At 62.1% G+C, this 4072-nt stretch carries 2 protein-coding genes and 3 pseudogenes; 3 read left to right on the plus strand and 2 right to left on the minus strand.

What is annotated here, in order from left to right:
• Both AC1D1L_RS33435 and AC1D1L_RS33440 read right to left on the minus strand, forming a co-directional pair.
• Positions 1-169: transposase (locus AC1D1L_RS33435; protein WP_477345767.1), on the minus strand; the 169-nt coding region annotated here is incomplete at its 3' end.
• 72 nt (positions 170-241) lie between these two features.
• A pseudogene (locus tag AC1D1L_RS33440) lies at positions 242-1150 on the minus strand (IS3 family transposase); the annotation flags it as partial.
• Between the two features lie 65 nt (positions 1151-1215).
• On the opposite strand from AC1D1L_RS33440, the pseudogene AC1D1L_RS33445 reads away from it, so the two are divergent.
• From AC1D1L_RS33445 to AC1D1L_RS33455, 3 genes and pseudogenes are all read left to right on the plus strand, one after another.
• Positions 1216-1476, plus strand: a pseudogene (locus tag AC1D1L_RS33445) (IS110 family transposase); the annotation flags it as partial.
• A gap of 91 nt (positions 1477-1567) precedes the next feature.
• Positions 1568-2722: an IS110 family RNA-guided transposase gene (locus AC1D1L_RS33450; RefSeq protein WP_477345769.1), complete on the plus strand. Its 1155-nt coding sequence runs from the start codon at positions 1568-1570 to the stop codon at positions 2720-2722.
• A 282-nt stretch (positions 2723-3004) separates the two neighbouring features.
• Positions 3005-3820, plus strand: a pseudogene (locus AC1D1L_RS33455) (IS110 family RNA-guided transposase); the annotation flags it as partial.
• Between the last annotated feature and the right edge of the window lie 252 nt (positions 3821-4072).

Below are 4072 nucleotides of genomic sequence, written 5' to 3' on the forward strand. Positions count from 1 at the left end.
TCAGACGCTTCATCTCCGTCGGCAGCAACCCGTCGTATTTCTTTTTCCAGTTGAAATAGGTGGCTTGGCTGATCCCCGCTCGACGGCAGATCTCCGCCACCGGAATCCCGTCCGCCCCCTGCTTCAGAATGAACGCCTTCTGCGCGTCCGAAAACTTTGATGCCTTCATCGTTCTCCGCTCCTCCCAGCCAAGGAAGCTAGCGCGGAAAACTCCAATTCTGAACGGTCCAGTTTTCGGGGATCAGATCATTTCTGTTACGCCGTCTGGCGCGGGTTGAGCAACCGGCGGAGGCGCGGAGCCTTCGATCAGCACAGCGTCGGAGCCGGTTGCGGTGATGACCTCGGCATAGGCTGCCGGGGTCTGGTAGCCGAGCGAGGAATGAGGCCTCGCGGTGTTGAAGTCCTCCCGCCATTCGGCGATGGCGCTGCGGGCGTGGTCGAGGCCGAAGAACAGGCTCTCGTTCAAGAGTTCGTCGCTCATGCGACCGTTGAAGGATTCGACATAACCATTCTGCATCAGCTTGCCCGGTGCGATGTAGTGCCATTCGATCCCATGATCCTTCGACCATGCAAGGATGGCGTTCGAGGTGAACTCCGTGCCGTGGTCGGAGACGATCATGCCTGGTTTGCCGCGCTGGACGATCAGTTCCGTCAGCTCGCGAGCAACCCGACGACCGGAGATTGAGGTGTCCGGAATCGCGGCTAGACATTCGCGTGTCACGTCGTCGACGATGTTGAGCACACGGAACCTCCGGCCACAGGCGAACTGGTCATGGACGAAATCCAGCGACCAGCGCGCATTCGGCTTTGCCTCGACCAGGATCGGCGCCCGCGTGCCAACTGCTCGCCGTCTTGCCCGGCGCTTGCGCACCGTCAGACCTTCCCCGCGATAGAGACGGCAGATACGGTTGACCCCAGATGCCTCGCCCTCGCGCCTGAGCAGGATGAACAGCCGCCGGTAGCCGAAGCGTCGGCGCTCGTTCGCGAGGTCGCGCAGCCGACCACGCAGCTCTGTCTCTGGCGGTCGGCGAGACTGGTAGCGGATCATCTTGCGATCGGCGCCGACGAAGGAACAGGCCCGACGCTCCGATAGGCCCATGACGGCCCGCAGATGCGCTACGGCTTCGCGCTTGGCGGCGGGCCCTACCATTAATGGGATGGTCCGCCCCGTCCTCCCGCAGCATCATCCGGGCGGTCCCACCAAAGGAGGTTGCAATGTCCCCACGCAATGCGCCGCGCCCTGCGGCAGTCTATGGAGTCGATATCGGTAAGAACATCTTTCACGTCGTCGGCCTGGATAGCGGCGGCGAGCCCATCCAGCGAGCTCGCTTCCGACGCGAAACGCTGCTGCAATTCTTTGAACGAGCAGCGCCAGCGGTCGTGGGGATGGAGTCGTGCGCAGGATCACAATGGATCGCCAGGAGACTGCATGCGCTGGGGCACAAGGTTCGCCTGATCCCAGCGCAGTTCGTGAAGATTCCATGAGGAGGAGACGCGCGCGCCTAGCTCTGGAAGAGTTGGGTCGCTCACTTTCTCGATGGAGACCTTTGCCATGCAGACTGCCAGAATGACCACCGCACATACGATTGCGACCGTTGAGTGCGGCGCGATTTTCGTTTCTCTGGAGCTCAGCCGCTCGACGTGGCTGGTGACCACCCTTGCGGCCCCCGTGGGGTCCAAGCTGTCGAGGTATCAGGTGCGGGGTGGGGATATGCCGGGGCTGCTGGAGCGGTTTTCGGATTTGCAACGCCATGTCCACCGCCGGACCGGCCGGATTGTCCCAGTGATCGTGATCCAGGAAGCCGGACTGGACGGGTTCTGGATTCACCGCGCCCTGGTCGCGGAAGGGATCGAGAGCCACGTCGTTGACCCAGCTTCGATCGCGGTTTCGCGCCGGCATCGCCGCGCCAAGACAGATCGGATCGACGGGGAGGCGCTTGTTCGCACACTCATGGCGTGGAAAAGGGGCGAACCGCGGGTCTGTTCGATGGTTTGCGTACCGACACCGGAAGAAGAGGATCGTCGGCGCCTTTGCCGGGAACTGAAGACTCTGATCGGAGAGCGTATCCGTCATGTAAACCGGTTGAAGGGTCTGTTCTTCGCGCAAGGGATCGGCGGGTACGAGCCTCGGAACAAGGACCGCCGGGAACGCCTGGAGGCTCTGCGCACCGGAGACGGGCGGCCGCTTCCGAAACATCTCAAGACGCTGGCCCTGCGCGAGCTGGAAGTCATCGAGTTGCTGAACCGGCAGATCGAGGCCGTGAAGGCGGAGCGTGATGCGCTCTTGGAGGAGGCTCCGGCCGCCGGTTCCGCCCTGGAGCCGGTTCGGATGTTGCTCGAGCTCAAGGGCATTGGCCCCGGTTTTGCCGGCGCCTTGTGGTCCGAAGGCCTGTTCCGGAACTTCGCGAACAGGCGCCAGGTCGCGGCCTATGCCGGTCTTGCGCCCACGCCCTGGAAGAGTGGCACGATCAACCACGAACAGGGTGTCTCGAAGGCGGGCAATCCCCGTTTGCGCGCCATTGCCGTGGAAATGGCCTGGCTCTGGCTGCGGCATCAGCCGGGTTCGGCGCTTGCATGCTGGTATCACGAGAGGGTCCGCCGGTTCGGCCCACGCACCAGGAAAGTCACGATCGTCGCTCTGGCGCGCAAACTGCTTGTCGCTCTGTGGAAGTACGTGACCGGCGGTGTCGTGATCGAGGGCGCCAGAATGAAGGCCGCCTGACCGCCACCCGGAAAACTGAAACCAATTCCACCGGGACCCGATCAGTTCCGGCGGATCCGGGGGGACGAACCGGCGTAGGGTTTGGCCTCGCACGCCGTAGTTAAGAATGGTCCCGTCCTCCCGAGCCCTGTCCGCAGGATGCGGAATTCTGGTGCAGCCGTTATTTCGGCGACCGCATGTGAGCTTGAGCGCGCAGGTCGACTGCGACACGCGTTCCAATGAAGGGTTCGGACCTTGGATCCGAAACATCAGAGGAGAAAACGATGACCTGAAAATCCATACTTGATCCAATCCTCCTCATGTGAGCCCTATGTGAAGTCGAACAAGAGCGACATTATCGATGCCGAGGCCATCGCCGAAGCTGCCACTCGGCCGACGATGCGGTTCGCAGCAATCAAGAGCGAGGAACAAGCTGACCTCCAGGCGCTGCATCGGGTACGCGACCAGATGATCGGCACGCGAACCCGTCTGATCAACCAGATGCGAGCGTTCTGCCTGGAATATGGCATCGCGTTGAGACAGGGAGCGGGCCTGTTCAAACTCGACCTGCCACTGGTTCTGGATGACGCCTCGAACGACCTCTCGCCGGCGATGCGCAAACTGCTCATGGACCTGTTCGCCGACCTACGCCGGCTGGAGCAGCGCATCGACGACGTGACGAGGGAGATCGCTGGGATTGCAGATCGAAAAGATGTTGCCCGCCGGCTTATGACGATCCCCGGAATCGGAGCACTGGGCGCCACCGCCCTTCTTGCGGCCGTCGGCAATGGGCGCCAGTTCCAGAAGGCCCGCGATCTGGCCGCTTGGCTGGGCCTCGTCCCGCGGGAACACTCGACCGGGGGCAAGCAGAAGCTCCTCGGCATCAGCAAGCGCGGGAATCGCTACGTCCGCAAGCTCCTCGTTCATGGCGCGCGGTCCTGCTTCCGACACCTGGATCGAACCCGGGATCGCCTTGGAAGCTGGCTTGATGGTCTTCAGAGCCGGATGCACCCGAACAAGGCCGTTGTCGCACTTGCCGCCAAGATGGCGCGTATTGTCTGGGTTGTGCTGACCAAGCCTGGGGCGCTCTACGAACGCAGGGATCCAGCATTCGCCTGACGCCTCCGGCTCGATTGCAAGGCTCGGGAATAGTGATGACGAAACAGTGGATCAGCATGCCGTAAGCCCTGTGCAAAAAAGCGGGCTTCGTGCCCGAACCATTTATTGGGAACGGCGTGCGCGGATCTCATCATGGCCTGGCTGCAACAGCAGCTCACTCGCGAGAGGCCGGATACATTTATGCAACTGGAATCGTCATCGGCGATGTCGCGAACCCTTGCACGGACGGGGCGGACCATACATTTTTTGAAA

This window comes from Mesorhizobium sp. P2_D6 (assembly GCF_056404315.1).